The sequence below is a fragment of the Streptomyces sp. NRRL S-87 genome, from assembly GCF_000719335.1.
Classification (GTDB): domain Bacteria; phylum Actinomycetota; class Actinomycetes; order Streptomycetales; family Streptomycetaceae; genus Streptomyces.
Genome location: NZ_JOGB01000156.1, coordinates 1 through 1,526, shown reverse-complemented (window position 1 = coordinate 1,526; position 1,526 = coordinate 1). Strand labels below are relative to the sequence as shown.

Annotated in this window: 2 protein-coding genes; both read right to left on the bottom strand. The window is 71.0% G+C overall.

From position 1 onward, the window contains the following. The coding region (locus tag IF43_RS0135500; RefSeq protein ID WP_078910689.1) for an ABC transporter permease at positions 1-704 on the bottom strand (704 nt) is incomplete at its 3' end. Further along, positions 691-1,485, bottom strand: a complete 795-nt coding sequence (locus tag IF43_RS0135495; RefSeq protein ID WP_030211111.1) for an ABC transporter ATP-binding protein — start codon at positions 1,483-1,485, stop codon at positions 691-693. The genes IF43_RS0135500 and IF43_RS0135495, both read right to left, overlap by 14 nt. Positions 1,486-1,526: the final 41 nt, after the last annotated feature.

The window sequence follows — 1,526 nt, the reverse complement described above, 5'->3', positions numbered from 1 at the left end:
GAGAACGCCCAGCCCTGCTTGAGGCCGGCCAGGTAGCCGGGCAGGGCGGCGGGCATGACGACGTGCCGTGCGCCGAGCAGTCCGGTGGCGCCCAGGGTGCGGCCGGCGCGCAGGTAGAGGGGCGGGATCTGGTCGACGCCGGAGACGAGGCCGTTGGCGATGGAGGGGACGGCGCCCAGCAGGATGACGGTGTACATCATGGCGTCGTCGAGGCCGAACCAGAGGACGGCCGGGGGGACCCAGGCGACCGAGGGCAGCGACTGCAGGCCCTGGAGGATCGGGCCGATCGCCGCCCGGACGGCCTTGACGCGGGACACCAGCAGGCCCAGCGGCGTACCGATCGCCAGGGCGAACAGGAAGCCGAACAGGCCGCGGGAGACCGAGGTCCAGATGACCTCGAAGAGGGTGCCCTGCAGCCACAGCTCGGTCAGGCTGTCCCACACCGCGGACGGGGCGGGCAGCTTGGTCTCGTCGGTCACCTTCAGGGAGACGAGTGCCTGCCAGACGCCCAGGACCAGCAGGACGGCGATGAACGGCGGCAGGACCTTCTTGGTCAGGACCTCCCGGACGGGCGTGCGCCCGACCTCGACCGCGTCGAGGGCGTCCAGGCCGGCGCCGAGGCCGCCCAGGTCGTGCTGTCCGGTCGTGTCCGTGGTCTGGGGGGTGGTGTGGGTGGGTTGGGGGGTGGTGTCAGTGCTGGCCATGGCGGCGGATCTCCCCACGGAGGTGTTCGGTGATCTCGAGGGAGAGTTCCGCGACGGCGGGGTCCTCGATGCGGCGGGGTTGGGGGATGTCCACGGTCCATTGGGTGGCGATGCGGCCGGGGCGGGAGGAGAGCAGGACCACGCGTTGGGCGAGGCGGACGGCTTCGCGGACGTTGTGGGTGACGAAGAGGACGGAGACGCCGGTTTCCTGCCAGATGCGGGTGAGTTCGTCGTGGAGGACGTCGCGGGTGATGGCGTCCAGGGCGGCGAAGGGTTCGTCCATGAGGAGCAGGTCGCTGTGTTGGGCCAGTGCGCGGGCCATGGCCACGCGTTGGCGCATGCCGCCGGAGAGTTCGTGGACGCGTTTGCCGTGGGCGCCGGTGAGGCGGACCAGTTCCAGGAGTCGTTCGGCTTCTGTGCGGCGTTCGGTTTTGGTGACGCCGCGCAGGCGCAGGGCGAGTTCGATGTTCTGGCCGGCGGTCAGCCAGGGGAAGAGGGCGTGTTCCTGGAACATCAGGGCGGGGCGGCCGCCGGGGGTGGTGATGGTGCCGGTGGTGGGCTGGTCGAGGCCGGCGATGAGGTTGAGCAGGGTGGACTTGCCGCAGCCGGAGGCTCCCAGGAGGGTGACGAACTCGCCGGGGGCGACGTCGAGGGTGATGTCGTCCAGGACGAGGTGTGCTCCGGCCGGGCCGGTGAAGGACTTCGAGACGTGCTCGATGCGGGCGGCGTGGGTCACCGGGTCAGCGGTTTCCTGGGCAGCCTTGGCGAGAACGGTGGCCATGGTCGTCACCTCCTGGGAGTGGGGCTTACGGGCGGGTGGGG